Here is a 25,098-nt window from a genome sequence, read left to right as displayed (position 1 = left end):
CTCTCGGGCCCCCCTCAACCAGGCTACGTCCGCTCGACGGCCATCACGCCCGGGATGCGCTGCAGCTGCCGGATGACGCCCTTGAGCTGCGCGAGGTCCGAACACAGAAAGGTAAAAGTGTTCGTCGCGCGGCCGTCGTCGCCGGCGCGGCACGTCGCTTCGCTGATGTTGATGCCCTGCTCGTGGAACGTCTGGCCGACCGTGGCGAGGATGCCGGGCCGGTTCGCCGTCATCACGCGGAGCTGCACCGGGCGGTTGATCTTCGCCCGCGCGTCCCACGAGATCTCCACGCGACGCTCCGGATCCGTGTCGAGCGCCTTCGGGCAGTTGCGACGGTGCACCGTGATGCCGCGGCCGCGCGTGATGAAACCGACGATCTCGTCCCCCGGCAGGGGGTTGCAACACTTCGTGTAGCGGACGAGCACGTCGTCGATGCCGTTCAGCCGGATGCCGTGGTTATCGCGGCCCGTCACCTTGCGGACGAGCGACTCGATGCGGCTCTCCTTGAGGGACGGCGGCGGCAGCGCTTCCTTGTCGTTGCCTTGCGGCGGCGCGAGGAACTCGATGATCGCCTTCGGGCTGTGCTTGCCGTAGCCGATGCCGATCAGAAGCTCGTCGAAGGTCTGCGCGTTGAAGTGCTCGCAGAGCTTGCGGACCTCCGCCTCGTTCTTCGTGAGGCGCGCCATGCTGATGGCGCGCTGGTGGAACTCCTTCTCGAGGAGCTCGCGCCCGAGCTTCAGCGAGCGCTCGCGTTGATCGGCGCGCAGGTGGCTTCGGATGCGCGAGCGCGCGCGGCTCGTCGTGACGAAGTCGAGCCAGTCCTTGTTCGGCTGCTGGCTCGGGTTCGTCATCACCTCGACGACGTCGCCGTTCCTGAGCTTGTAGCGGATCGGCACGATCGCGCCGTTCACGCGCGCGCCCGAGCAGTGATCGCCGACCTCGCTGTGGATCGCGTAGGCGAAGTCGATCGGCGTCGCGTTGCGGGGGAAGACGCGCACGTCGCCCTTCGGCGTGAAGACGTAGACCTCGTCCTGGAAGAGGTCGACCTTCACGCTCTCGAGGAACTCGTGCGGGTCCTTGAGATCCTGCTGGAACTCCATGAGCTGGCGCAGCCAGCCGAAGCGCGCCGCGTCCTTCGGGTCGAGCCCGCCCGAGTGGCGCTCCTTGTACTTCCAGTGCGCGGCGATGCCTTGCTCCGCGACGCGGTGCATCTCGTGCGTGCGGATCTGCACCTCGATGCGCTCGCGGCCCGGGCCGATGACCGTCGTGTGCAGCGACTGGTACATGTTCGGCTTCGGGAGCGCGACGTAGTCCTTGAAGCGGCCAGGAACCGGCGTGTACTGCGAGTGGATGACGCCGAGCGTCGCGTAACACTCGGCCACCGTCTCGACGAGCACACGGAAGGCGATGACGTCGTAGACCTGGTCGAATTCGACCTGCTGCGACTGCATCTTTCGCCAGATCGAGTAGTTGTGTTTCGCTCGGCCGGTCACGTCGGCGGCGAAGCCCTGCTCGGCCAGCTTGCCCGCGAGGATCTTCGAGACGTCGGCGATGTACTTGTCGCGCTCGGCCTTCGTGCCGAGCACCTTCCGCGAGAGGTCGGCGTGGGCCTCGGGCTCGAGGTACTTGAAGGCGAGGTCCTCGAGCTCGCTCTTGAAGCGCGCGATGCCGAGCCGGTTCGCGAGCGGCGCGTAGATCTCCATCGTCTCGCGCGCGATGCGGTCCTGCGCCTCGGGCTTCATGTGCTCGAGCGTCCGCATGTTGTCGAGGCGGTCGCAAAGCTTCACCAGGAGCACGCGGATGTCGCGCGCCATGGCGACCAGCATCTTGCGGAAGTTCTCCGCTTGCCGGTCTTCCTTCGAGGCGAAGTTGATCTTCGACAGCTTCGTCACGCCGTCGACGAGGAACGCGACCTCCTGACCGAACTCGCGCTCGATGTCCGACAACGTCGCGAGCGTGTCCTCGACGACGTCGTGCAGCAGACCCGCGACGATGCTGGCCACGTCGAGCTTGAGCTCGATGATGATGCCGGCGACCGAAACCGGGTGCGAGAAGTAAGGGTCGCCGCTCTTCCGCATCTGGCCCTTGTGCGCTTCGGCGGCGTAGTCGTAAGCGCGGGCGATGAGCTCGACGTCGGCCCCAGGCTGATACGCCTGGACCCGCTCGATCAGCTCTTGAGACGTCACCATACGATGTGCGGACGGTACCTGGGCACCGTCCTGAACGTTCAGGCTAACACCCCGTGTTTCGCCCGGCAATTGGCTGACCATGGCTCACGCGCTCCGCTTCTTCCGTCTTCGAGCGCCCGTGGGTACGGCTGTCCACCGGGCAGATGCGGAAGCCTCCTCGACCTTTCCTGCACGAACGACCTTCCCCCAACTTGCGCACGGGCGCCGGAGCGCCCAAGGGGTCATCACGGCCTTCGGGGTCGAGGTGTGTCCTCCTCGTCCCCGTTTGACGTGCGTCCTCCCGTCCGCGTGCTCCCCTGACATCCGGGAGCCGCACAGACCTCCACACACGTAGAAATCCATGGAGCCGATCGGCGTCTATGTCCACTTCCCGTGGTGCCTGAAAAAGTGCCCTTATTGCGATTTCGTTTCCTTCGCAAAGGAACGGGACGGAATCGAGCATGAGCGGTACGCCGACGCCATCCTCGCCGAGCTCGAGCGGCGCGCCGGCGCGTTCGAGGGGCGGACGCTCGCGACGGTGTTCTTCGGCGGAGGCACGCCATCGCTCTGGGCGCCCCACGCGCTCGGGCGGGTGCTCGCAGGGATCCGCGCCGCGGCCGCAGGGCACGCAGGGGACGACGTCGAGGTGACGGTGGAGTGCAACCCGAGCTCGCTCGACGAGGACCGAGCGCGGGCGCTCGTCGACGTGGGCGTGAACCGGCTCAGCGTCGGCGTGCAGGGGCTCGAGCCGGAACGGCTGCGCTTCCTCGGTCGGTTGCACGACGCGGAAGGAGGGCTCGAAGCGGTGCGGGCAGCGCTCCGGGCAGGCGTGCCGCGGGTGAGCGCGGATCTCATCTACGGCGTGGCCGTGCCGACGAAGGAGGCCGGTCCGAAGTATCTCGCGGGTGGGCCCACGCAGGAGCAGTCGCCGAGCGAGGCGGCCGCGGAGGCGCGGCGCGTGGCGGAGACCGGCGTGACGCACGTGTCGGCGTACAGCCTGACGATCGAGCCGGGGACGCAGTTCGGTGAGCTGTCACGGCGAGGGCGCCTGCCCATTGCGAGCGAGGACGGCGTGGCCGAGACGTTCTTCGCGATCGAGGAGGCGCTCGGCGCGGCGGGGCTCGGGCACTACGAGATCTCGAACTACGCGCGCGAGGGGCACGAGGCGCGGCACAACCTCGGCTACTGGCGAGGGCACGACTACGTGGGCCTCGGCTGCGCGGCGTTCGGCACGGTGAGCGGGAGAGGCGCGGGCGTGTCTGCGGGGTTCGCGCTGCGGTACAGGAACGCGATCGATCCGGCGCGGTACATGCGGGCGGCGCTCGCGGGCGAGGCGGAGGTCGAGAGCGAGGAGCCGCTCGATCCGGAGACGCGGCTGCGGGAGCGGATCATGCTGGGCCTCCGGCTGCGGGAAGGGTTCGACCTCGAACGATCGGCGGCCGAGGTCGGCGCGGAGGCGTGGACGCCGTCGCGGAAGCAGGCGGCCGAGCGGCTCGTGAAGCGAGGCAAGCTGACGATCGAGGGAGGCACGATCCGCGTGCCCCGGGACGCGTGGGTGCTCGCCGACGGCATTGCGGCCGAATTGTTTTGAGGTCCGTCCATTGGACGGCAAACGATTGCACTAGAAACGACCGATCACGGCGGCGCCCGCGAAGCCTGGACCGACGACGGGCGCGTAGGCCATGTCCATGGACGACCCCTTCTCCGTCGGCTCGGGTTTCTTCTCCTTGCGCGCGGGCGGCAGCGGCAAGGACGGCGCGTCGAACGCGTAGAGCACGAAGCCCGTGAGCCCGAGCGCGGCCCCGACGCCGAGCGCGACCCCGGCGGCGGTCGTCGAGGTGTCACGCTCGGTGAGCGCGGTGTTGTACTCCCGCAGCGTGGTCTCGGTGAGCCCCGCGCTCTTGAGCTTCATGGCCTTGCCCTCGGCGTCGAGAGCCCTCCACCCCGCGCCGAGCCCGCCGAGGAGGGTGAGCGCGCCGGCGCCGAAGAAGACGTAGGACACGTAGCGCTGCGGCGTGCGCTTGAGGTTCAGGTCGATGTGATCGCGTTCCCCGCGCTGGGCGACGATCTCGCGCGAGAACGGCTGAAAGCCGTTGCCCGACACGGCGATGAAGCGCGCGCCGGGCTCGAGCTCCTGCGTGGGGAGCGGGGTCGTGCCGACGAGCTTGCCGTCGATGGCGACGGTCGCGCCCGCGGGGCCTTTGATGTCGAGCAGCGCGGGGCGCTCGCGCAGCTCGCTCTCGATCGCGCGCTGATCTCCCGGGGCGATGTTGATCTCGCGCTCCTCGTCGATGTAGCCCTCGGCGCTGATCTTGTACCGGTGCTTGCCGGGCGTGACGGCCTCGGAGAGCGGCGGCTCGATGGGCTTGCCGCCGTCGAGCGAGATACGCGCGCCGGGCGTGGACGAGGTGATGGTGATCTTCGTCTTCGACGGCTCCGATCCCGCGTTCGACGCCGTCGACGAGATCGTCCCGTCGCGAGGCAGGCGCGCCGCCGCGATGACCTCGAGCTCGCCGAGCGCGGCCACGGCGTCCGCGCGCCGCTCGCCCTCCTTCACCTGTTCGAGGTAGAGGCGGTAGTTCGCGATCGACTGCTTCAGCTTCTCGAGGTCACCGTCGACGAAGTACTGACGGCGATACGCCTGCGCGAGCGAGAAGATCATGGCCGGGCGTGGGGCCGCCGCGTAGGCCTCGCGGAAGGAGTCGATCGCCACGAGGTAGCGGCCGTTCGTGTAGGCCTTGGCGCCGGCGTTGAAGAGCGCCTTGGCCTTCGCGACGTCCTCGGCCGCGCGCGCGGGGCGCGGCGCGAGCGCGGCGAAGAGAAGCGCGACGGAGAGGAAACGCGCGGCGCGGGGGGCGTGGCTCATGGACGTCTCGGCTTTCCGGCGAGGATGTAGATGCTCCCATCGGCGCCGATGGCGAGATCGTCGACGCCGTCGCCCGTCAGCTCGCCGGCAGCGATCGTGACGCCCACGGGTCCCTCGGGGATACACGTGACGACGTCCTTCTCGACACGCTTGCCGGCCGCGTCGGTCTCCACGACGCGGTGGTAGAGATACGTGCCGGTGGGGCCGACGAGAACGAGCTCCTTGCGGGGATCGGTGTCGGCGTCGATGACGTCGAGGGCCGTAGCGATGAGCCCGCCGACCTCGGGCGCGCCGTCGCACAGCGTGGCGCCGTCGAGCGAAACGATCGGCTTTGGTGCGGCGAGTTTCCCACCCTCGTTCGCGAAGAGCACCGGCTTGGTGACGAAACGAGCCACGCCGTTGTCGGTCTGGATCGCGATCTCCATCGCCAGGATGTCCACATCATTGTCGTCGTCGAACTTCGCGGCGCGCAGGCTCGTGTAGAGCAGGCCTTCCACGAGATTGAATGGGGCGTCCACGGGATCGGCGCCGTGCTTCGCGATGCGCAGGTGCGCCTTGGGCAGCGCGCCGCTCGACGGTGCGTGCACGATGGCGACGATCTCGTCGACCGAATCGTTGTCGAGATCGACGGCGACCGCGCTCGTCGCGGTGGCCCACTTCGCGTCGAGCTCCCCGAGGAGCGGCATGCGGACGAGCGGAGTCGACGACTCCAGCGTGGGCCCCTCGGAGAGCGGCACCCACCAGAGATCCGCGGAGACGATGTCCGCGCTCTCCGTCAGCGTGATGGCCGCGAGATCCGGCGAGGCGTCGTTCTTCAAGAAACGCCCGAACAGCGGGAGGAAGGGATAACGAGCCTTCTCCAGCTTGCCTTCCGTGAGAAAGATGGACGACTGGATCTGGCGGATGCTGCTGCCGAGCACGGCGCTCGTGCTCCAACCCTTCCACACGGCGAGGCGTTGCTCGGGGTAGAGAACGGCCAGATCGGTCGCGAGATCGCCGGTCAGCGCGATGAGATCGATCGGGAGGATCTGCGTGATGGCGGGGAAGCGCGCGATCGTGACGGGCGTCTCCGGCGGCCCCGTGGGTTTGCCGTACGCGATCGACAGCGCGGTCTGCTCGAGGGCGGGGTTGTCGCGGTCCGGGACCGTCTCGCCGAAGACCACGTCGTCGAGCCCGTCCGCGTCGACGTCGGCGGCGCCGATGTCGTTCACCCGGCCCGCCTTGCCGATCTCGCTCGGGTTGAAGAGCCCGCCGCCGAGGTTGTTCAAGAAGCCGATGCCGTTGCCTGTCGATGCGACGACGTCTGGCAAGCCGTCGACGTTGAAGTCGGCGATCACGGCGCGCCGCATCGAAGAACCGTCCGATCCGTAGCCCCGGCGCTCGACCGTGAGGAACAGCGCCGGAGGATCCGGGAGCTTGCCGAAGGCGAGGCCGCCGGGATCGACCATGTCGATCAAGCCGTCGTCGTCGAGGTGACCGAGCGCGAGCGGCGCGAGGACGCCGATGTCCACGTAGAGCACGCCCGCGGTGTTGTCGCCCTGGAGGGCCAGCGGGTCCTGCGGCGGGGCGCTGTCGTACGTGCCGTCGACGAGGCCGTAGGCGACCGCGAGGCCTCCGCACCCCTTGCCGCCGCAGAGCGCGCTGTCGAGGAGCACCGGGGCGACGAGATCGGGGTACGCGTCCGCGTTCACGCGCGTGAAGAAGACGCCGTTCGTCATTTGAAACTCGATGAGCGCCGCCTTGGAGGGCACGTCCTTCGGCGCGCTCAGCTTCTCGAGCGGGGGCCCTGGCAGCGTGACCGTGACGAGCTCGTCGAACACCGGCGGGTACTCGGCGCTCCCGTTCGTCTCGCCGCACGGGGCGTACACCTTCACGAAGTTCTCCGCGCCTGCGCTCGATCGCACCGCGACCTTCTCGCAGGGACGCTTGAACGGGCCGGCCCACGCGTGATCGAGCCCGACGACATCCTTGCCGAGGGGCGCCTTCAACCAATCCGACACCGGCTTGGCCTCGTCGACGCGCACGAACACGCTTCCGAGCGCCGTGCTCGCCACGCCGCAGAGCTCGTGCCCCGGTTTGCTCTCCGAAGGATCGGCGTCGATCGCGAGGAGGTAGACCTCGGCTTCGCCTTCGCCGGAGATCGTCGGAAAACTCGTGGGATCCAGGGTGCGGTTGCGCTGGCCGCGCATGATGCCGATGCCACGTCCCGAAGGCGCGGCGAGATCTGCGATGCCGTCCGCGTTGAGATCCGCGCTCGCAGCGAGCGCGCCGGCCGTCGGCATCTGCGTCCCGCTCCCGAGGAGTCCGCCCGAATCGACGTAGTGAACGCTGATCGAGGTGGCGCCTGCGGCGACGACGTCCTGTCGCTTGTCGCCGTCCATGTCGGCGAGGAAGATCTGTGCCGGCGTCTCCGAGGCGACGGGGCCGCCGGCGCGCTCGAAGGCCGGGGTTGGTTCACGACAAACCGCGTCCAGGCCGCACTTCCAGCCTTCGGGGCACTTCCAGGGGTCCCCGGAGCCATCGGGCCTCTCGTCACATCTGTACCGGCAACGCAGCGGGCTGCTCGTCGGGTAGCAAGCCCTGACGTCGGGCAAGCCGATGCCGGGCTCGCAGTCCTCGCCGTATCCGCCTTCGACGACGCCGTTGCCGCACTGGCCTTCCGGGATGGGCGAGAGATCCGCGCAGCCGAGCGCGAAGGGCAGCGACGCGAGGAGCATCCGCCCGAGCGACGTTCCCACGAGACGAGATGTTCTTCGCAGCATGGGTCCTCGTTCAGCGTTTGAAGGGATCTTCGACGTCCTTCGAGTAGGCGGGCCCGCGAGGCAAAGGCTTGAGCTCGACCGAAAGCGTGCCGTCCTCGGCGGGGATCTCGCGCGGGAGATCGATGTAGCCCTTCGCCTTGAAGACGAGTTGTTCCGACGTGCCGCGCGGGATCTCGATCGGCCCCGGCGCGGCGCCGATCCGCTTCGCTCCCAGGAACACCTCGACGCCTGGCACACGCGTGTCGATGCTGATCTTCAGCGCGGCGGGCGGCGCGTCCGGGACCAGGCTGCTCGACGCGGGGACCACCGAAGGCGACGAGGCCGCAGGCTTCGCCGTCTCGATCGTTTGGGTTGCAACGTTCGTGGAAGAAGCGGCGTTCGGGACGTCGCCGGCCGGCTTTTGCAGTGCCACGACGCCGAGGGCGACGGCCGCGAGCACCGCGATCGCGAGCCCGGCGAGGAGCAGCGGTTGCGCGCTTCCACGCGTCTTCGCTTCGCCCTCCCCGCTCGTGGAGGTCTGCAGCGCGAGATCGGTCTTGCCGCCGCTCGGGCGCGTCGACGCGGCCGGCATGGCCTGGGTCATCGCCATCGCCTCGGTCTTGCCCTGCCCCGCGGACGCGTCCGTGACGATACGCACGGAGCTCTCGTCCGACTTCGCGACCTGCGGGTGCGAGACGACCGTCTTCACATCGATGCCCGCGCCTCGCGCGGCAGCGGCGATCGCCTCGATCGCCTCGCCGACGGTGCGCGGCCGACGCGCCGGATCCTTCTCCAGCATCTGCAAGACGGGGGCGTCGAGCGCCGCGGGGAGGTCCGGACAAACCGTGGACATCGGAGGCGCGGGCGCGGAGGTCTGCTTGACGAGCAGGTCGATCGTGTCCTCGGCCTCGAAGGGCAATCGGCCCGTCATGAGCTCGTGGGCCACGATGCCGAAGGAGTAGATGTCGGTCCGATGGTCGACGTTCTTCCCGCGGCACTGTTCGGGCGACATGTAGAGCGGCGTGCCCATGGCCATGCCGGTGCGGGTCTTGTGGTGCGCGCCGGACGAGTCGCCGAGGAGCTTCGCGATGCCGAAATCGAGCAGCTTCGGAAAGAGGCCCGTGTCCTCGTCGTACACGAGGAAGATGTTCTCCGGCTTGAGATCCCGGTGCGCGATGCCGGCGGCGTGCGCGGCGTCGAGCGCGCGCGCGACCTTCGCGAGGATGGGGATCGCCTCCGCGGGCGGGATGCGGCCGCGCTTGCGCAGATACGCGTCGAGGGTCAGGCCCTCGAGCAGTTCCATCACGTAGTACTGGCGGCCATCGTCGAGGACGCCGAACGAGAAGATGTCGATGATGTTGCGGTGGCGGATCTGGTTGACCGCGCGCGCCTCGGCGACGAACCGCGAGACGATCTGCGGGTTCGCCGAGAACTCCCGCGAGAGGACCTTGATGGCCGCGGCCTTGCCGATCACAGGGTGAACGGCGCGGTAGACGGCGCCGAAGCCTCCCTCGCCGAGCTTGCCCTCGATGCGGTACTCGCCGACGATCGTGCCGGCGGCGAGCAGGGGTTCGAGGGTGTCGTCCGGGACGAGCTGTTCGCCGTCGTTCGCGCACGTCGAGGCGTCGTCCGGATACTGGGTACGACAGGTGGGGCACGTCGCCATGAAGGATCCGTGCGGCGAGGGTACACGAGCGATGTGCGTGCGCACAGGCCGGGCTACGATGCGATCGTCGTGCACGGGAAGGTCCGACGCCGCGCAAGCACGCTCGGATGCGCAGCGCTCGTCGCCGCGCTCTCGGGAGCGGCGCGCGGGCAGGCCGACGAGGGGACGAGCTGGGCGACGAAGCAAGCCGCGGAGCTCGTGCGGCAAGGCGAGGCGCACGCGGCGACAGGAGACACGGCAGCCGCGACGCGGAGGCTGCTCGAAGCGATCTCGTTCGATCCCACGTACGGGCCGGCCTACCTCGCGCTCGCGGCGCGACACGAGGCCGCGGGCGACACGGTCGAGGCGGAGCGGGTGCACGCGGCGGGGCTCGAGCGCGTCGCGGGTTTCGCAGAGGGACACGCGGCGCGCGGGAAATTACGCAGACGCCTCGGGAGGATGCGCGAAGCCGCCGCGGACTTCGAGGCGGCGCTCTCGTTCACGCCGGATCATGCGGCCGCGCTCGAAGGTCTGTATGCGACGTACGTGGCGCTCTCCGCGCTGCCGGCCGCGCTCGCGACGAGCCGACGGATGGAGGCGCTCGCAGAGGCGCACGGCGATGCTTCGGCGCACAAGGAAGCTCGAGCTCGATCGCGGGCGCTCGTGGTGCTGCTCGCAGAGATCGATCCCGTGACGGCGGACGCTCGGGGTCGTGGCCCTCTCCGCAGTGCGCTCGCGCGTCACGCGCGTCGGGCACGATGACGCAGAGGTCCCGCCATTGACCGACCCGGGTGCGGCTCCTACGCTCGCGCGCCCTATGAACCAAGGCCTCTCCACGGCGACGGCCGAGCCCGCCACGAACGGCAACGCGTTCCTCGCGCTGCTCGCGCAGATCAAGCCCGAGATCGAGCGCCGCATCGCGGCGCGGTTCGACGAGAAGATCACGCGGGCGCGCTCGTACGGGCCCGCCGTGGCCGCGATGCTCGAAGCGGCGCGGGATCTCTCCTTGCGCGGCGGCAAACGCGTGCGCGCAGGGCTCATCGCCGCCGGCTGGATCGCCGCCGGCGGCCAGGGCGCGCTCGAACCAGCGATCGACGCGGGCGTCGCGTTCGAGCTCCTGCAGAGCTACCTGCTCATTCAAGACGACTGGATGGATGGAGACGCGACGCGGCGTGGCGGTCCGAGCGTGCACGCGGCGCTCGCCAAGGAGCTCGGCGGCGAGCACATCGGCGCGACGTCGGCCATCCTCGCGAGCGACATGACGTGGGGGCTCGCGGTGGAGACGCTCGTGTCGATCGCGAGCTTGCCCGCGGAGCGTCGGCTCCACGTGATGCAGGTGTTCATGCGGATCCACGAGGACGTGGTGCTCGGCCAGCAGATCGACGTGCTCGGCAAGGCCGAGGACGTCGAGGCGATGCACGATCTGAAGACCGGGAGCTACACGATGCGCGGGCCGCTCAGCATCGGGGCTGCGCTCGCGGGCGGATCGCCGGAGCTCCACGCCGCGCTCGCGCGCTTCGCGGCGCCGCTCGGCATCGCGTTCCAGCTCCGCGACGATCTGCTCGGGACCTTCGGCGATCATGCGGAGACGGGCAAGCCCGTGGGCAACGACATCGTCGCGGGCAAGCGGACGTCCCTCATGGCCGAGGCCGATCGGCTGGCAAACGAGGACGAGCGGCGCGCGCTCGCGCGGGCGCACGGGCGCGCGGACGCGAACGCGGAGGCGATCGCCGCGGCGACGCGGGCGCTCGTGACGTCGGGCGCGCGCAGCGCCGTGGAGGACCGGCAGCGGGCGCTCTGCGACGCCGCGGCGAAGGAGGTCGCGTCGATGCAGGTGCCGGCCGCGGCGCGCGCGATCCTCGCCGGCGTGGTGGACGCGCTCCGGGTTCGTCCCGCAGGGTCGGAGGCGCGCTCGTGACGAGCAAGGCGAGCGCCGAGGCGACCGCGTCGGGGAAGGTGATCCTGTTCGGCGAGCACGCGGTCGTGTACGGGTCGCCCGCGATCGCAGCGGGCCTCGATCGCGGCGCGCGCGCCGTCGTGACGCGACTGCCGAGCGGGCCGAGCACGCTGCGGCTCGGGGACGCCACGGTCGTCGCGGATGCTTCGTCCTCCAACGATCTCGGGCGAGCGTTCTCGGCGCTTCTGGAGGTCGCCCCCGCGATCCCGCCCGTGCACGTGGAGGCGCGCTGCGAGCTGCCACCGGGCGGAGGTCTCGGCAGCTCGGCGGCGCTGGCCGTTTCGATCGCGCGCGCGGCGGAGGCCATCACGCGCGGGGAGGCGGCCGACGCCGAGGGAGATGCGGCGATCGAGGCGCGCGTGCTCTCGCGCGCGGCCGCGTGGGAGCGGATCTTTCACGGCAACCCCTCCGGGATCGACGCGACGGCGGCGGCCCGAGGAGGGATCTTCCGGTTCACGCGCGCGGAGGGCGCGCGGCCGATCACGCCGCGCCACGACCTCGTCTTGTGCGTCGGATCGACGGGGCACCCGTCGTCGACGCGGACGACGGTCGAGCTCATCGCCTCGCAACACGCGAAGGATCCGGTGCTCGTGCAGCGATCGATCGACGCGGTTACGTCGATCGTGGGCAACGCGGTGCTCGCCATCGAGGCCGGCGACATGCGCGCGCTCGGCGATCTCATGAACATGAACCAGCTCGTGCTCTCCGGCCTGTTCGTCTCGACGAGCGAGCTCGAGGAGCTCTGCGCGCTCGCGCGGTCCGCGGGCGCGCTCGGCGCCAAGCTCACGGGCGGCGGCGGCGGCGGGTGCGTGATCGCGCTCGTGCCGCCCTCGTTCCGGAGCGATGGCGCGAGGGACGAAGCGCGCGAGGCCGAGAGCGCCGCGCGGATCCTCGACGCCTGGCGGAGCGCCGAGGGCCACTACGAAGGTTTTTGTGCGCGCATCGGCGCGGGCCGGCGCGCGGAGACGCAGGGCGCCGAAGGAGATTTGTCGTGACGATCCGCACCGCAAAAGCGACGGCGCATCCGAACATCGCGCTGGCGAAATACTGGGGCAAACGAGCGGACGGCGTGAACCAGCCCGCGGTCCCGAGCCTCTCGGTGACGCTCGCGGGCATGGCCACGACGACGACCGTGACGTTCGATCCGGCGCTCGCGGAGGACACGTTCCTGCTCGGCGGCGCGCCGGCCGGCGAGGTCCCGCACGGCCGGGTCGTAAAGCTCCTCGATCGGGTGCGTCGCGCGGCGGGGATCACGGAGCGGGCGCGTGTCGAGAGCGAGAACGATTTCCCCACGGCCTCGGGACTCGCTTCGAGCGCGTCGGGCTTCTCGGCGCTCGCGCTCGCGACGCTCGCCGCGGCGGGGCTCGACACGGATCCAGCGCGGGTGAGTGATCTCGCGCGGCGCATCTCGGTGTCCGCGGCGCGCTCGGCGTTCGGCGGATTCGTGGAGCTGCCCGTGGGCAGCCCCGGCGAGGGTGATCTCCCGGCGATACCGATCGCGCCGCCGGAGCACCTGCCGCTGCGCGTCGTCGTGGCCGTGACGCGGGAAGGCCCGAAGGCCGTGGGCTCGACGGACGGCATGGAACACACGGTTCGTACGAGTCCGTATTTTCCGGCGTGGGTCGCGTCCGCGCCCGCGCTCTGCGCTCGCGTGCGCGAGGCGATCTTGCGGCGGGATCTCGAAGCGCTCGGCGTCGCCGCCGAGGAGAGCGCGCTCGCCATGCACGCGACGAGCATCGCGGCGCGGCCGGGGCTCCTATACTGGACGGGTGGCACCGTGGAGGCGCTCGAAGAGGTGCGCAGGCTCAGGGCACGAGGGCTCGTCGCGTACGCGACGATCGACGCAGGGCCCCACGTAAAAGTGCTGACGACGCCGGAGGACGAGCCACGCGTGACGGCCGCGCTCGCGGAGGTGCCGGGCGTCAAACGCACGATCGTCGCGTCGCCGGGCGAGGGCGCGCGGCTCCTGGATCGAACGTGATCGCGCGAGCACCCGGAAAAATCGTCGTGTCGGGGGCGTATGCCGTCCTCGAAGGCGCGCCCGCGCTCGTCGCGGCCGTCGACAGGTACGTGGTGGCGGACGCGAGCCGGACGAGCGAGCTCGTGACGGAGGAGGTTCGCGCGGCGATCGACGCCGGCGTCCTCGGCCACGCGCCCGCGTTCGACGCGTCGGCCCTGCGCGCGCCGATGCCCGATGGCACGACGCGCAAGCTCGGGCTCGGATCGAGCGCGGCGATCCTCGTTGCCTCGATCGGCGCGGTTCTGGCGACGACGATCGGGGACGAAGACGCGCTACGACGCGCGGTCTTTCCCGTCGCACTCGCCGCGCACCGAAGAGCCCAGCCGCGCGGCAGCGGCATCGACGTCGCTTCGAGTGTGTTCGGTGGGATCGTCGCGTGCCGGCTCGCGGTGGATCACGCGCTCGATGTCATGCCCTTCCGTCTGCCGGAGGGCGTCGTCCTCGAAGTCTTCGCGTGCCCCACCGCAGCCTCGACAGGCGCGCTCGTCGAGAAGGTTCAGGGCCTCCGCGCGACGGATCCGGCGACGTATCGACGCCTGCTCGACGAGATCGCGGACGGCGCGCAGGCCGCGCTCGAAGCGCAGGACGCAGCAGGGTTCGTGCAAGCGATCGCGGCGCAGATCGACGCGCTCGCCGAGCTCGGTCGTGCGGCCGGCGCTCCCATCGTGGTGGACGACGTGGCCGCGCTCCGCCCCTTCGCGCAGGCTGAAGGCGCGAGCTTCGGGCCGAGCGGCGCCGGCGGCGGAGACATCGCCCTCTGGATCGGCCCGGCGCCCTCGTCCGCGGCGTTCCGCGTGCACGCGGCCGCACGAAACCTCGAACCCCTCGACGCGCGGATCGGCCCCCCGGGGCTCTCCGTCGGTTGAACGACCCGAGCGAGCCAGCGCGACCTCGCCCACCGTCCCTCCCGCGCCTCATCACCCTCGCTGCGCCGAGTCTCCACGGAACGTGCGCATGCAGGCGCGTTATCCCTCCCGAGCGACCATGCACCGTGACCCTCCCCTTCCCCTCCCCTCGCTCCGCCATTTCTCCGTCCCCGAGCGACGCGCCGAGGTCGCGCGCCTCGTCGGCCTCTCGCCCGCGGAGCTCGAACACGCGCTTCGAGCGGGCGGCCTCGACGAGTCGACCGCCGACGCGATGGTCGAGAACGCGCTCGGTACGCTGGCGTTGCCGTTCGGCGTCGCGCCGGGCGTACGCGTCAACGGCAAGGACTACCTCGTGCCCATGGCGATCGAAGAGCCGAGCGTCATCGCCGCCGCGTCTCACGCGGCCAAGCGCGCGCGCAAGGCCGGCGGGTTCGTCGCCGAGATCGATCCCTCGATCGTCGTCGCGCAGATCGAGGTGCACGACGTCGCCGATCCCGCGGACGCACTCGCGCGAATCGAAGGCGCTTCCCAGGAGCTCGTCGCGCGCGCGAACGACGCGATCGGGAACCTCGTCGCCCGCGGCGGCGGCGCGCGGCGCGCTTCCGTGCGTGATCTCGGCGGCGGCATGATCGTCGTCCACGTGCACGTCGACTGCCTCGACGCGATGGGCGCGAACCTCGTGAACACCGTCGCCGAGGCCGTGGGCACGCGCGTGGCCGAGCTCGCGCGCGGGACGCTCGGCCTGCGCATCCTCTCGAACTACTGCGACGAGCGGGTCGCCCGCGTGCGCGTCCGTTTGCCCGTCGAGGAGCTCGCGAGCGCGCGCGTGTCCGGGCTCGACGCGGCCCGCGGCATCGCGCAGGCCTCGGCGTTCGCCGAGCGCGACGTCTACCGCGCGGTCACGCACAACAAGGGCATCATGAACGGCGTCGACGCCGTCGTGCTCGCCACCGGCAACGACTGGCGCGCGGTCGAGGCCGGCGCGCATGCGTACGCCGCGCGGTCCGGCGCCTACCGCCCGCTCGCCACCTGGCGCCTCTCGGACGACGAGCGCGCCCTCGAAGGAGAGCTCGCGCTCCCGCTCGCCCTCGGCATCGTCGGCGGGGCGCTGCGCGCGCATCCAGGTGCCCGCCTCGCGCTCGCCTTGCTCCGGGTGACGTCCGCGGCAGAGCTCGCCGCCGTCGCGGCCGCCACGGGCCTCGCGACGAACCTCTCGGCCCTGCGCGCGCTCTCGACCGAGGGGATCCAGCGCGGCCACATGGCGCTGCATCATCGGGCGACGGGCGGGCCCTCGGAGCAGAGGCCCCGAACGACGAACGGATCCGGGGCGTGCGAGCCACCCGACGCGGGAGAGGTTAAGCTGCCGCGCTGATTCGCGCCGACGCGCGGATCCCGAGGTGCCTCGCATGACCGCGCCCCGCTTCGCTCACCTCTTCCGCCCCGAGCTCGCGGACCTCGCCGCGTACGTCCCGCACGCGGGCGACTACGAGATCCGGCTCGACGGCAACGAGGCCCCGCCGCTGCTCTCTCCGGACGCGCGCGCCGGCGTGGCGCAGGCGCTCGCGGCGGGCGGGCTCGAGCGGTACCCGGATCCACGCGCGACCGAGCTGCGCGAGGCGATCGGCGCGTACGTGGGCGCGACGCCGGACGAGATCCTCGTCGGCGCAGGCTCCGACGAGGTGATCGCGCTCCTGCTCACCGCGCTCTCGCAGCCGCGCGCGGGCGCCGATACGGCGGCGATCCTCACGCCGTCGCCCACGTTCGTCATGTACCGGCTCAGCGCGGCGGCCCGCGGCATCCGCGTCCTCGACGTGCCGCTCGACGAGCGCTGGGATCTCGACGTCGCGCAGACGTGCGCGGCGATCGAGGCGGGCAAGCCGAACGTCGTCTTCCTCGCGACGCCGAACAACCCGACCGGCAACCGCATGTCGGAGGATCGCATCCGCGCCGTGATCGAGGCCGCCGACGGCGCGCTCGTCGTGCTCGACGAGGCCTACGTCGCCTTCGCGCCCGGGAGCCTCGCGCACCTTCGCCACGCGCATCCGAACGTCGCGATGCTCGGCACGATCTCCAAGATCGGCTTCGCGGCGCTGCGGATCGGATGGCTCGTGGGGCCAGTCGAGCTCGTCCGCGAGGTCGACAAGGTGCGCCAGCCCTATAACCTCCCCGCGCCCTCGCAGCGCGCCGCCACGTTCGTCCTGCGCACGCTCGGCGCCGAGATCGATCACGTCGTCGCGCACGTCGTGGCCGAGCGCGAAAGGCTCGGGCGCGAGCTCTCGCGGCTCGGCTTCGGGGTCTCGCCGAGCGACGCGAATTTCCTTTGGGTCGAAACGAATCGGCCTGCGAAGGACGTCTTCGAGGGGCTCGCGGTGAGCAAGATCCTCGTGCGGAGCTTTCACGCGCGCGGCGGGCGCCTGGCGAACCGGCTGCGCATCACGATCGGCACGCGTGAAGAGAACGACCGGCTGCTCGAAGCGATCGCGAGGTGGGCATGATCCGGCGCCGCGGCTCGGCTGCGATCGTCGCCGCCGCGATCACGCTGCTCGGCCTCGCGTCGGGCTGCGGGGATCCCACCGTGATCCGCGTGATCGACACCGTGCCGACGCAGGGGCGGTTCATCTCGTACGAGGCCTACGCGTACTACGCGCGCGGCGCCGAGGCCGAGGCGCACGGCGATCTGCCCCTCGCGATCATGCTCTACAAGGGCGCCGCGGAGCACGACGAGAAGAGCGTCGAGGTCTGGACGCGCCTCGGCGCAGCCTCGTGCGCGAGCCCCGACGCGCGCGCCTCCGCCGACGAAGCCTTCCATCGCGCCGAGGAGCTCGATCCGACGTACGAGCCCCTCGCCCGCGCCCGCGCTCGCTGCGCGGAAGGCACGGGGCGCGTCGCCGAGGCGCTCCAGCACGCCGCACGCGCCGTCGCGCTCGATTCCGGGCAGGACGAGGCCGTCCTGCTCTACGCCTCGCTGCTCGAACGCGCGGGTCGCGTGGCGGACGCCGAACGCACGCTCGACGCGCTCGTCATCGAGCGACCTACCTCCGTGCAGGGCTGGCTCGCTCGGTACGAGCTCGCGTTGCGACGTCACGATGCAGTGGCGGCCGAGCGAGCCGCCCGCGCGTTGCGCCAGCGCGCGCCTCGTCTCTCGACGCGCATCGCATCCGAGGTGCCTGCGCTCGCGCCGCTCGCCGAGGTCGACGCGGCCCTCCGCGCCGGCGACCTCGATGCCGCGCGAAAGGCGGCTCGTCGCGCTCACCTGCCCGCGCCCGAGCTCGCCGTTCGTGCCGCGGCGCTCGGCCTCCCGCGCCTCGCGCGTGACCAGGCCGAGCTCGTCCTCGGCGCCGATCCCTCATCGAGCTCCGCGCGGATCGCGCTCGCGGTCGCGGCGGATCTCACGGGCGACACGGCCCTGCTCGCGATCGCGCTCGGCGTCCCGAAGGACACGCTCACCGTCGCGCCCTCCCCGCTCGCGCGCCTGCTCTTCACCGAACTGCTCGGACGACGCGCGGGCCGCGACGCCGCGCGCGCCTTCGTCGATCCGGACTTCTCGCCCCCCGACGCGCCCTCACCCGATCCTCTGCTCCAGGCCGCCCGCAAGCGCGTGCATGCCCTGCTCGCGCCGTCGGGCAAGGGCGCCTAGCGCTACTTCTTCTCGGGCGTGTCCGCGGCCTTCTTCTCGTCCGCGGCCTTCTTCTCCGCCTCGGCCCTCTTCTCCGCGGCGGCCTTCTTCCGCACCTCGGGATCGTCCTTCGTCGCGTCGTACTCGAGGTTCAGGTCGATCGTGTTGTCGCCTTCCTTGAGCGTGACGCGCTGCTCGACGACCTTGTCGAGCGACGGGAGGAACGCGCTCACGCGCACCTCGCCGACGGGCACGCCGGGGATCTCGTATTGCCCGTCGAGGCCCGTGATCGCGTGGGTCGCGTACGCGAGCACGTAGACGTCCGCCGTGAGGAACGGGTTCGGCAGCTCGTCGCGCAGCATGTAGTGCCCGGGCTCGTACGGGTAGAGTTTTACGGGTGCGCCGCCTGGCACGGCCACGAGCACCGCCTTCTTCGGCGCGCCGTCGAGGTACGGCATGTAGCTCTCGATCTTGTCGATGTTCGCGACCTCGACGCGCTGCCCGAACGTGAGCGCCATCGTGCGGCGCGCGAAGGCGCAGCCGTGGATGGTGATCTTCGCGGCCTCCTCGCGTGCCGGGACGAACCCCTTGTAGCCCGTCACCGCGACGAGCACGTCGGCGGCCGCGCCCTCGAGCCCCACACGGAAGAATTTTCCGTAGGTCGCCGACGCTTCGCCGCACTTGCCCGCGGGGAACTTGAAGCTCGTCGCAGGCGGCGCGTCGCCCTTGATGCGCACCGTGCCGCGCACCGTGGCCTTGGGGCCCTCGTAGGGCGCTTCGTTCTTCGGGTTGACGACCTTGGCGATGTCGGCGTCGGGACGGCCGATGCCGTTCGGGATCGGCCCCTTGGGCGCAGCCGCCGCAGCCGAACCCGGGGGCGCCGCCGAGGCTGACAGAGCCGCTTCGGGGCCGGTCGTCGTCGTGGGCTTCCCGTCGCCGCTCGCAGGCGTGGCGCCGTTCTGGCAGCCCAGCGCGGCGATGCAGGGGACCACGAGGAGCCAGGACATCGAAGGTCGGTTCATCGCCCCGGACGTGGGCAAGCCCTGCGCCGCGCTGGATCGCAGCCGTTTCGAAGGAGCTCGCCGCGAACCCTGCCAACCAAGTTGTCGGATCATGTCAACCTCGTTGCCATACTCCCGGCGACGCTGCAAAACAGCCGTCGCCGGGGCAAGGAGCCTGTCTGAGGGAGGAGAGCGAGGAGCGCGGAGCGAGCCCGAAGGCCCGCTCCGTCAGCGCGTGGCGAGGGCCGCTTCGACCGCGATCTGCAGCGACGTCGTCGGCCACAGGCCGAGAACGAGCACGAGGACGCCCGCCACGACGAGCGCCGTCGCGACGTACCCCGAGCGCATCGGCTTCGCGATGGGCGCGCCGGGCGCGGGCTCGCGCATGTACATGTAGACCATCACGCGCAGGTAGTAGTACGCGGAGATCACGCTGTTCAGCAGCAGGATGACCGCGAGCGGGTAGAGCCCCGCGCCGATCGACGCCTTGACGATGTAGAGCTTGCCGAAGAAGCCCGCCGTCGGAGGCACGCCCGCGAGCGAGAGCAGGAAGAGCGAGAACGCGAAGCCCGCGGCCGGGTGCCGCTTGCCCACGCCCGCGAGGTCCTCGTAGCTCACCGCCTCCGCGCCGCGGCTGCCCATCAGGATGAGCGCGCCAAACGCGCCGACGGTCGAGACGGTGTACGTGAGCAGGTAGAACATCACGCTCCCCTGCGCGTCGCCGCCCGCGCGCATCGTCGCGACGACGCCCACGAGCACGTACCCCGCGTGCGCGATGCTCGAATACGCGAGCATGCGCTTGACCGACTCCTGCTGGCCCGCGACGAGGTTCGCCACCGTCATCGTGAGCACCGCGAGCAGCGCGACGACCGGAGGCCAGCCCGCCGCCCACGACTCGAGCCCGCCTTCGCCGAAGGCGCCGATGAGCACGCGGAGCATCGTGGCGAACGCCGCGCACTTCACGGCCACGGCCATGTACGTCGTGGTCGGCGTCGGCGCGCCCTCGTAGGCGTCCGGCGTCCACATGTGGAACGGCACCGCGCTCACCTTGAACGCGAGCCCCACGATGATGAGCACCGCCGCCGTGATCACGATCGCGAAGTTCGGACCCTTGCCCGGCTGCGCGTTCGCGATCGCCTCGCGGATGCCCGCGAGATCCGTGTGCCCCGTCGCGCCGTAGAGCAGCGCCCCGCCGTAGAGCAGGAGCGCGGCCGCGAACGACCCGAGCAAGAAGTACTTCACGGCTGCCTCGGTGCTGCGCAGCGAGGCGCGGCGGAAGCCGACCATCGCGTACACGCCGAGCGACATCGTCTCGAGGCCGAGGAAGAGCGAGAGCAGATCACCCGCCGCAGCGAGGATCATCGCGCCCACGGTCGAGAAGATGATGAGCGGGTAGAACTCACCGCGATCGAGCCGATGCTCCGGCAGGTAACCGCCCGCGAGCAGCGCGGCGAGCGCGCCGCCGAGGCAGAGCAGGAACGAGAAGAACAGGGTGAAGCGATCGACGATCACCCAGGGCGCGACCAACGACGCGCCCTCGAGCTTCTCGGGACCCACGAACCAGATCGCCGCGGCGAACACCGCGCCCGCGAGCAGCGTCACCGCCGTGCCGAGCGAGAGCTCCGACGAGGGACCCGCGTCCCGATCGTCCGACGTCTCGTCGACGCGGCGCTTCGAGAACGCCTCCGCCACCATCAGGAGCAGGCCGCCGAAGCTGACGACGAGCAGCGGCGACAGACCGAGGAAGAGCCCCGCGTTCACTGTGCCACCTTCCCTTCACCACCGAGCGCCGCCTGCGTGTCCGCGCCGGGAGCCGGCTCCTCGGTCTTCTCCTTCTTGGGCATGCCCTTCAGGAACACCGGCGAGAACGTGTCCTCGGGCAGGAGCTTCGCGTCCCGATCGTCCGCGAACAGGATCGCCTGGCCCGATACGACCTTGAACTGGTTGTGCTGGAGCAGGACCGACTCCTTCATCCGATCGAGGAAGATCGAGGGGAAGAACCCGATGACGAAGATCATCAGCACGAGCGGCGCGAGCGCGAGCGACTCGCGCACCGTGAGATCGGACAGGTGCTTGTTCTTCGGGTTCGTGAGCGGCCCGAAGAACATCTTCTGGACCACGTAGAGCATGTAGACCGCCGCGAGGATCACGCCGGCCGCCGCGCCCACCGTGTGGATCCCGGCGAACTTGCCGAGCCGCTCGGAGAGGAACGTGCCCATGATGACGAGGAACTCGCCGACGAACCCGTTCGTCCCCGGCACGCCGACCGACGCGAACGTCACGATCAGGAAGACGACCGCGTAGAGCGGCATCACCTTCGCGAGACCGCCGAACTCGTCCACCTCGCGCGTGTGGCGTCGATCGTAGATGACGCCGACGAGGAGGAAGAGCGCGCCGGTCGACACGCCGTGGTTCACCATCTGCAGCACCGCGCCCTGCATGCCCGACGGCGTCGCGCTGAAGAGCCCCAGCATCACGAAGCCGAGGTGCGCGACCGACGAGTACGCGACGAGGCGCTTCACGTCCCGCTGCTTCCACGCGACCAGCGCGCCGTAGAGGATGCCGCCCAGGATCGCCACGCCCGCCAGGTTCGCCGACAGGTTCGAGGCGGGCCCCGGGAAGAGCCCCATCGAGAAGCGCATGTACGCGTAGGTGCCGAGCTTCAGCATCACGGCGGCCAGGATCACCGAGCCGCCCGTCGGCGCCTGCACGTGCGCGTCCGGCAGCCACGTGTGCACCGGCCACATCGGCACCTTGATGAAGAACGCCAGCGAGAAGGCCCAGAAGCAGATGAGCTGCGCGCTCTTCGGCAGCACCACGCGCGAGAGCGCGAGGTAGTCGAACGAGAAGTCACCCGTGAGCTTCTGGTGCGTCCACACGAGGTAGATGATCGCGGCCAGCATCAGCACCGAGCCGGCCATCGTGTAGAGGAAGAACTTGATCGCCGCCTTCACGCGATCCGCGCCGCCCCAGATGCCGATCATCAGGAACATCGGCACCAGCATCAGCTCCCAGAACACGTAGAACAGGAAGAGATCGAGCGCGAGGAACGCGCCGATCATCCCGCCCTGCAGGAGCAGGAGCGCGAAGCAGAACTCCTTGATGCGCGTCTTGATCGAGCCGAACGACGCGTACGCCGCGATCGGCGTGACGAACGTCGTGAGGAGCACGAGCCACAGGCTGATGCCGTCGATCGCGACGTGGTAGCGGATGCCGAGCGAGGGCATCCAGTCCTTGATGTACTGGAAGTGCCAGCCCGCGGTCATCGGGACGGTGAGCAGCCACAACGACGCGACGAACCCGATGCCGAGCACCACGTACGTGAAGCCGCGGAGCGTCGAGAGCATCTGGCGCGGGATGAACAACACCGCCGCCGCGCCCACGATGGGCAGCGCGATGAGCAGGTTGAGCAGGTGAGGCCACTCGTTCGGGGCCTGCGCCGCCTGCGCCGCGCCTTCGGTCGGCCAGAGCCAGATCACGAAGAGCGTGGTGAGGGCCGCGATGAAGCCCAGGCCGGCGCGCTGCTTCGTCGACGCCTCGCCCCGCGGGACGAGCGCGCCGAGGATGCCCGCGCCGATCGCAGGCCAGTACTGAAACACGAGATCGAGCGGGCTCATTGTGCGCCTCGCGGGTTGATGAGCCCGGGGATGTCCTTCGCAGGAATGCTACCGCCGCCCGCCGGCACCACCGTCCCAGGCACGAGCGGAGGTTGCGCCGCGGAGGACGGGAAGCCGCGGCCAGGCCGCGTGATCGCGAACGAGTGGGTCGCCTCCTGCGCGAACGCGTTGCGCACGTGCAGCTTGACGTCCTTCGTCTCCCCGGGATTGACGTTGATGCGGACCTCGCGCGCCGCGCTGAAGTCCTTCTGCTCCGTCCCCGTGCCCTCCCAGCGGTAGGTGTAGCCGGGGCCGGGCGCCGCCGAGATGACCACCTCGCCGGCCGAGCGGAGCTTCGAATCGTCGACCGTCGCGTCGGCGTGCGGCCGGACCAGGAAGAAGCCCACGCCCGCGAGGCCGATGGCCATCGCAGCGCCGTAGACCTGCACGCGGCCGGTCTGGAACGTGCGGAGGACGGTCCCGAAGAACGCGACGATCGCCGCCGTGAGCTTCGCGAGGACGCCGTCGATGAGCCACTTGTCCGCGGCCGTGAAGATGTCCGCGAGCGCGTCCACCATCCCGACGACCACCGCGTCGTAGAGCTCGTCGATCCGCCACTTGTCGTAGATGAGCCTGTAGAGGCCCGGCGCCGCCTTCTTGAACGACTCCTCCGGCGCGCCGCCCTTGTTCAGGTAGACGACCATCGCCGCGCCCGTGCCGGCGAGGAAGGCCGCCACGCCGGGGCCCATCATCGGCCACATGAGCTTCTCGACGCCCTCGCCGCGCAGCACGACGGCGTCGTGCGCCCGCGTGAAGACCGGCGAGAGGATGTGCCCGAGCGGCTCGACGTGGATCGGCTCGGCCATCAGGAAGCCCGCGAAGACCGCGAAGACCGCGAGCACCATGAGCGGGAGCGTCATCGCGAGCGGCGACTCGTGAGGCTTCGGCCCCTCGAGCGGCGTGCCGTCGTCGTGATGATCGTGGTGATCGTCGTGGCCATGATCGTCATGGCCGTGCTTCGGCTCCTTCCAGCCCGCGACGATCTTCCAGCCGCGGAACTCGCCGTGGAACGTGAGGAAGTAGGCGCGGAACATGTAGAACGCCGTCATCGTCGCGGAGACCACGCCGACCCAGTAGATCGCCTGGCCGAGCCACGAAGGCCAGGTCCAGAGCGGATCACGGGCGACCTCCGGTGCGACGATCTTCGTGGAGAAGGCGCGCCACAGGATCTCGTCCTTCGACCAGAAGCCGGCGAGCGGAGGCGCGCCGGCGATCGCGAAGCACGAGATCAGGAACGTCCACCGCGTGATGGGCATGAACTTCTTCAGGCCGCCCATGTTGCGGATGTCCTGCGACTTGTCCGTGTCGTGGATCCGCGCGTGCATCGCGTGGATCACCGAGCCGGCGCCGAGGAAGAGGCAGGCCTTGAAGAACGCGTGCGTGAAGACGTGGAAGAAGCCCGCGGCGAACGCGCCCACGCCGACGCCGATGAACATGAACCCGAGCTGGCTCACCGTGGAGTAGGCGAGCACCTTCTTCAGGTCGTGCTGGAACAGGCCGATCGACGCGGCGAAGATCGCCGTGGCGCAGCCGAGCACCGCCACCGTCGCCATCGCGGCCGGCGACATCAGGAACACGGCCGACGTGCGCGCGACGAGGTAGACGCCCGCCGTGACCATGGTCGCCGCGTGGATGAGCGCGGAGACCGGCGTGGGGCCCGCCATCGCGTCCGGCAGCCAGACGTAGAGCGGGATCTGCGCGCTCTTGCCGGCGGCGCCGAGGAACATCGCGAGGCCCACGAGCGTCGAGGCGTAGACCTGCACGCCCTTCTCGGGCAGGAACAGGTGCACGATCGCCTTGTAGAGCCCGTTCGCGTTCGGGTTCGCCGCGTCCCACTGCCCCTCGAGCGGCAGGTTGCCGAAGGGCCAGATCGTGACCGGATCGAGCAGGTTCCGCGCGCTCGCGTTGATCTCCGAGAAGCGCAGCGTTCCCGTGTAATAGAGCAGGATCGCCATCGCCACGAGCAGACCGAAGTCGCCGATGCGGTTGACGATGAACGCCTTCTTGCCCGCGGTCGCGTTCTTCTCATCGCCGAACCAGAAGCCGATGAGGAGGTAGCTGCAGAGACCGACGCCCTCCCAGCCGACGAAGAGCACGGCCATGTTGTCCGCCATGACGAGCGTCAACATGGCGAAACAGAAGAGGTTCAAGTACGCGAAGAACCGGTGGTAGCCCGGGTCCTTCACCATGTACTCGCTCGAGTACAGGTGGATCAGGAACCCGACGCCGGTGACCACCAGCATCATCGTCGCGCTCATCGCGTCGACGCTGAAGGCGACGTCGATGGGGATCGTTTGCCCCATCCGCCCGTTCAACGAGAACCAGCGCCAGGCCGTCCACGAGAGCGAGCCACCGCCCTCCCCCTTCGGCAGGAGGAGGAAGGTGGCGAGCGCCGCGATGAACGATCCGCCGAGGGCCGAGAGGGCCATCAGGCGAACGCCGGCCTTGCCGAGCCGCTTGCCAAAGACGCCGTTCACGAAGGCGCCGAGGAGCGGCAGGGCGAGGACGACCGCTAGCAGCGTGAAGTTCGTTGCGGGAAACTGAGCTTTGAGGGCTTCCACG

The 25,098-nt window shown here is 70.2% G+C and carries 17 protein-coding genes; 9 read left to right on the top strand and 8 right to left on the bottom strand.

The genetic code is table 11. The annotated features are described in order from the left end of the window. Positions 1-23 precede the first annotated feature (23 nt). Complete coding sequence (locus QHF85_RS37020) at positions 24-2,189, bottom strand: bifunctional (p)ppGpp synthetase/guanosine-3',5'-bis(diphosphate) 3'-pyrophosphohydrolase (protein WP_281332130.1); 2,166 nt, start codon at positions 2,187-2,189, stop codon at positions 24-26. Positions 2,190-2,529: 340 nt separating this feature from the next. Between QHF85_RS37020 and hemW the strand changes: the two genes are divergently transcribed. Beyond that, a complete protein-coding gene (hemW, locus tag QHF85_RS37015) occupies positions 2,530-3,759 on the top strand; it encodes a radical SAM family heme chaperone HemW (protein ID WP_281332129.1) in 1,230 nt (409 codons plus the stop codon). A gap of 30 nt (positions 3,760-3,789) precedes the next feature. On the opposite strand, the gene QHF85_RS37010 is transcribed toward hemW, so the two are convergent. The 3 genes from QHF85_RS37010 to QHF85_RS37000 are packed head-to-tail and all read right to left on the bottom strand — an operon-like array spanning position 3,790 to position 9,441. Beyond that, entirely contained in the window at positions 3,790-5,034 is a 1,245-nt protein-coding gene (locus QHF85_RS37010) for a PEGA domain-containing protein (RefSeq protein ID WP_281332128.1), read from the bottom strand. Further along, positions 5,031-7,772, bottom strand: a complete 2,742-nt coding sequence (locus QHF85_RS37005) for a VCBS repeat-containing protein (protein ID WP_281332127.1) — start codon at positions 7,770-7,772, stop codon at positions 5,031-5,033. Before QHF85_RS37005 ends, QHF85_RS37010 begins: the two co-directional genes overlap by 4 nt. Before the next feature lie 34 nt (positions 7,773-7,806). Further along, positions 7,807-9,441 (bottom strand): serine/threonine-protein kinase, encoded by a 1,635-nt coding sequence (locus QHF85_RS37000; RefSeq protein ID WP_281332126.1) that lies wholly within the window; start codon positions 9,439-9,441, stop codon positions 7,807-7,809. A 33-nt stretch (positions 9,442-9,474) separates the two neighbouring features. Between QHF85_RS37000 and QHF85_RS36995 the strand changes: the two genes are divergently transcribed. From QHF85_RS36995 to QHF85_RS36960, 8 genes are all read left to right on the top strand, one after another. Further along, entirely contained in the window at positions 9,475-10,182 is a 708-nt protein-coding gene (locus QHF85_RS36995) for a tetratricopeptide repeat protein (RefSeq protein WP_281332125.1), read from the top strand. 55 nt (positions 10,183-10,237) lie between these two features. Then, positions 10,238-11,338: a polyprenyl synthetase family protein gene (locus tag QHF85_RS36990; protein WP_281332124.1), complete on the top strand. Its 1,101-nt coding sequence runs from the start codon at positions 10,238-10,240 to the stop codon at positions 11,336-11,338. Continuing rightward, the gene (gene mvk / locus QHF85_RS36985) at positions 11,335-12,372 is read left to right on the top strand and encodes a mevalonate kinase (protein WP_281332123.1); all 1,038 of its coding nucleotides are present in this window, start codon (positions 11,335-11,337) and stop codon (positions 12,370-12,372) included. The genes QHF85_RS36990 and mvk overlap by 4 nt, the downstream gene beginning before the upstream one ends. After that, on the top strand, positions 12,369-13,358 hold the full coding sequence (mvaD, locus tag QHF85_RS36980) for a diphosphomevalonate decarboxylase (protein WP_281332122.1): 990 nt from the start codon (positions 12,369-12,371) through the stop codon (positions 13,356-13,358). The genes mvk and mvaD overlap by 4 nt, the downstream gene beginning before the upstream one ends. Continuing rightward, positions 13,355-14,263: a hypothetical protein gene (locus QHF85_RS36975; protein ID WP_281332121.1), complete on the top strand. Its 909-nt coding sequence runs from the start codon at positions 13,355-13,357 to the stop codon at positions 14,261-14,263. The genes mvaD and QHF85_RS36975 overlap by 4 nt, the downstream gene beginning before the upstream one ends. Before the next feature lie 118 nt (positions 14,264-14,381). Then, positions 14,382-15,635 (top strand): hydroxymethylglutaryl-CoA reductase, degradative, encoded by a 1,254-nt coding sequence (locus QHF85_RS36970; RefSeq protein ID WP_281332120.1) that lies wholly within the window; start codon positions 14,382-14,384, stop codon positions 15,633-15,635. A gap of 34 nt (positions 15,636-15,669) precedes the next feature. After that, entirely contained in the window at positions 15,670-16,758 is a 1,089-nt protein-coding gene (gene hisC, locus QHF85_RS36965) for a histidinol-phosphate transaminase (RefSeq protein WP_281332119.1), read from the top strand. After that, entirely contained in the window at positions 16,755-17,900 is a 1,146-nt protein-coding gene (locus QHF85_RS36960) for a tetratricopeptide repeat protein (protein ID WP_281332118.1), read from the top strand. Before hisC ends, QHF85_RS36960 begins: the two co-directional genes overlap by 4 nt. Positions 17,901-17,902: 2 nt before the next feature. On the opposite strand, the gene QHF85_RS36955 is transcribed toward QHF85_RS36960, so the two are convergent. From QHF85_RS36955 to nuoL, 4 genes are all read right to left on the bottom strand, one after another. Further along, positions 17,903-18,901, bottom strand: a complete 999-nt coding sequence (locus QHF85_RS36955) for a carboxypeptidase-like regulatory domain-containing protein (protein ID WP_281332117.1) — start codon at positions 18,899-18,901, stop codon at positions 17,903-17,905. Positions 18,902-19,108: 207 nt separating this feature from the next. Further along, positions 19,109-20,641: an NADH-quinone oxidoreductase subunit N gene (locus QHF85_RS36950; protein WP_281332116.1), complete on the bottom strand. Its 1,533-nt coding sequence runs from the start codon at positions 20,639-20,641 to the stop codon at positions 19,109-19,111. Beyond that, the gene (locus tag QHF85_RS36945; protein WP_281332115.1) at positions 20,638-22,497 is read right to left on the bottom strand and encodes an NADH-quinone oxidoreductase subunit M; all 1,860 of its coding nucleotides are present in this window, start codon (positions 22,495-22,497) and stop codon (positions 20,638-20,640) included. The genes QHF85_RS36950 and QHF85_RS36945 overlap by 4 nt, the downstream gene beginning before the upstream one ends. After that, complete coding sequence (nuoL, locus tag QHF85_RS36940; protein ID WP_281332114.1) at positions 22,494-25,097, bottom strand: NADH-quinone oxidoreductase subunit L; 2,604 nt, start codon at positions 25,095-25,097, stop codon at positions 22,494-22,496. Before nuoL ends, QHF85_RS36945 begins: the two co-directional genes overlap by 4 nt. Between the last annotated feature and the right edge of the window lies 1 nt (position 25,098).

Source organism: Polyangium sp. 6x1, assembly GCF_029946515.1.
GTDB lineage: Bacteria > Myxococcota_A > Polyangia > Polyangiales > Polyangiaceae > Polyangium.
This window is presented reverse-complemented; position numbering and strand designations above follow the sequence as displayed.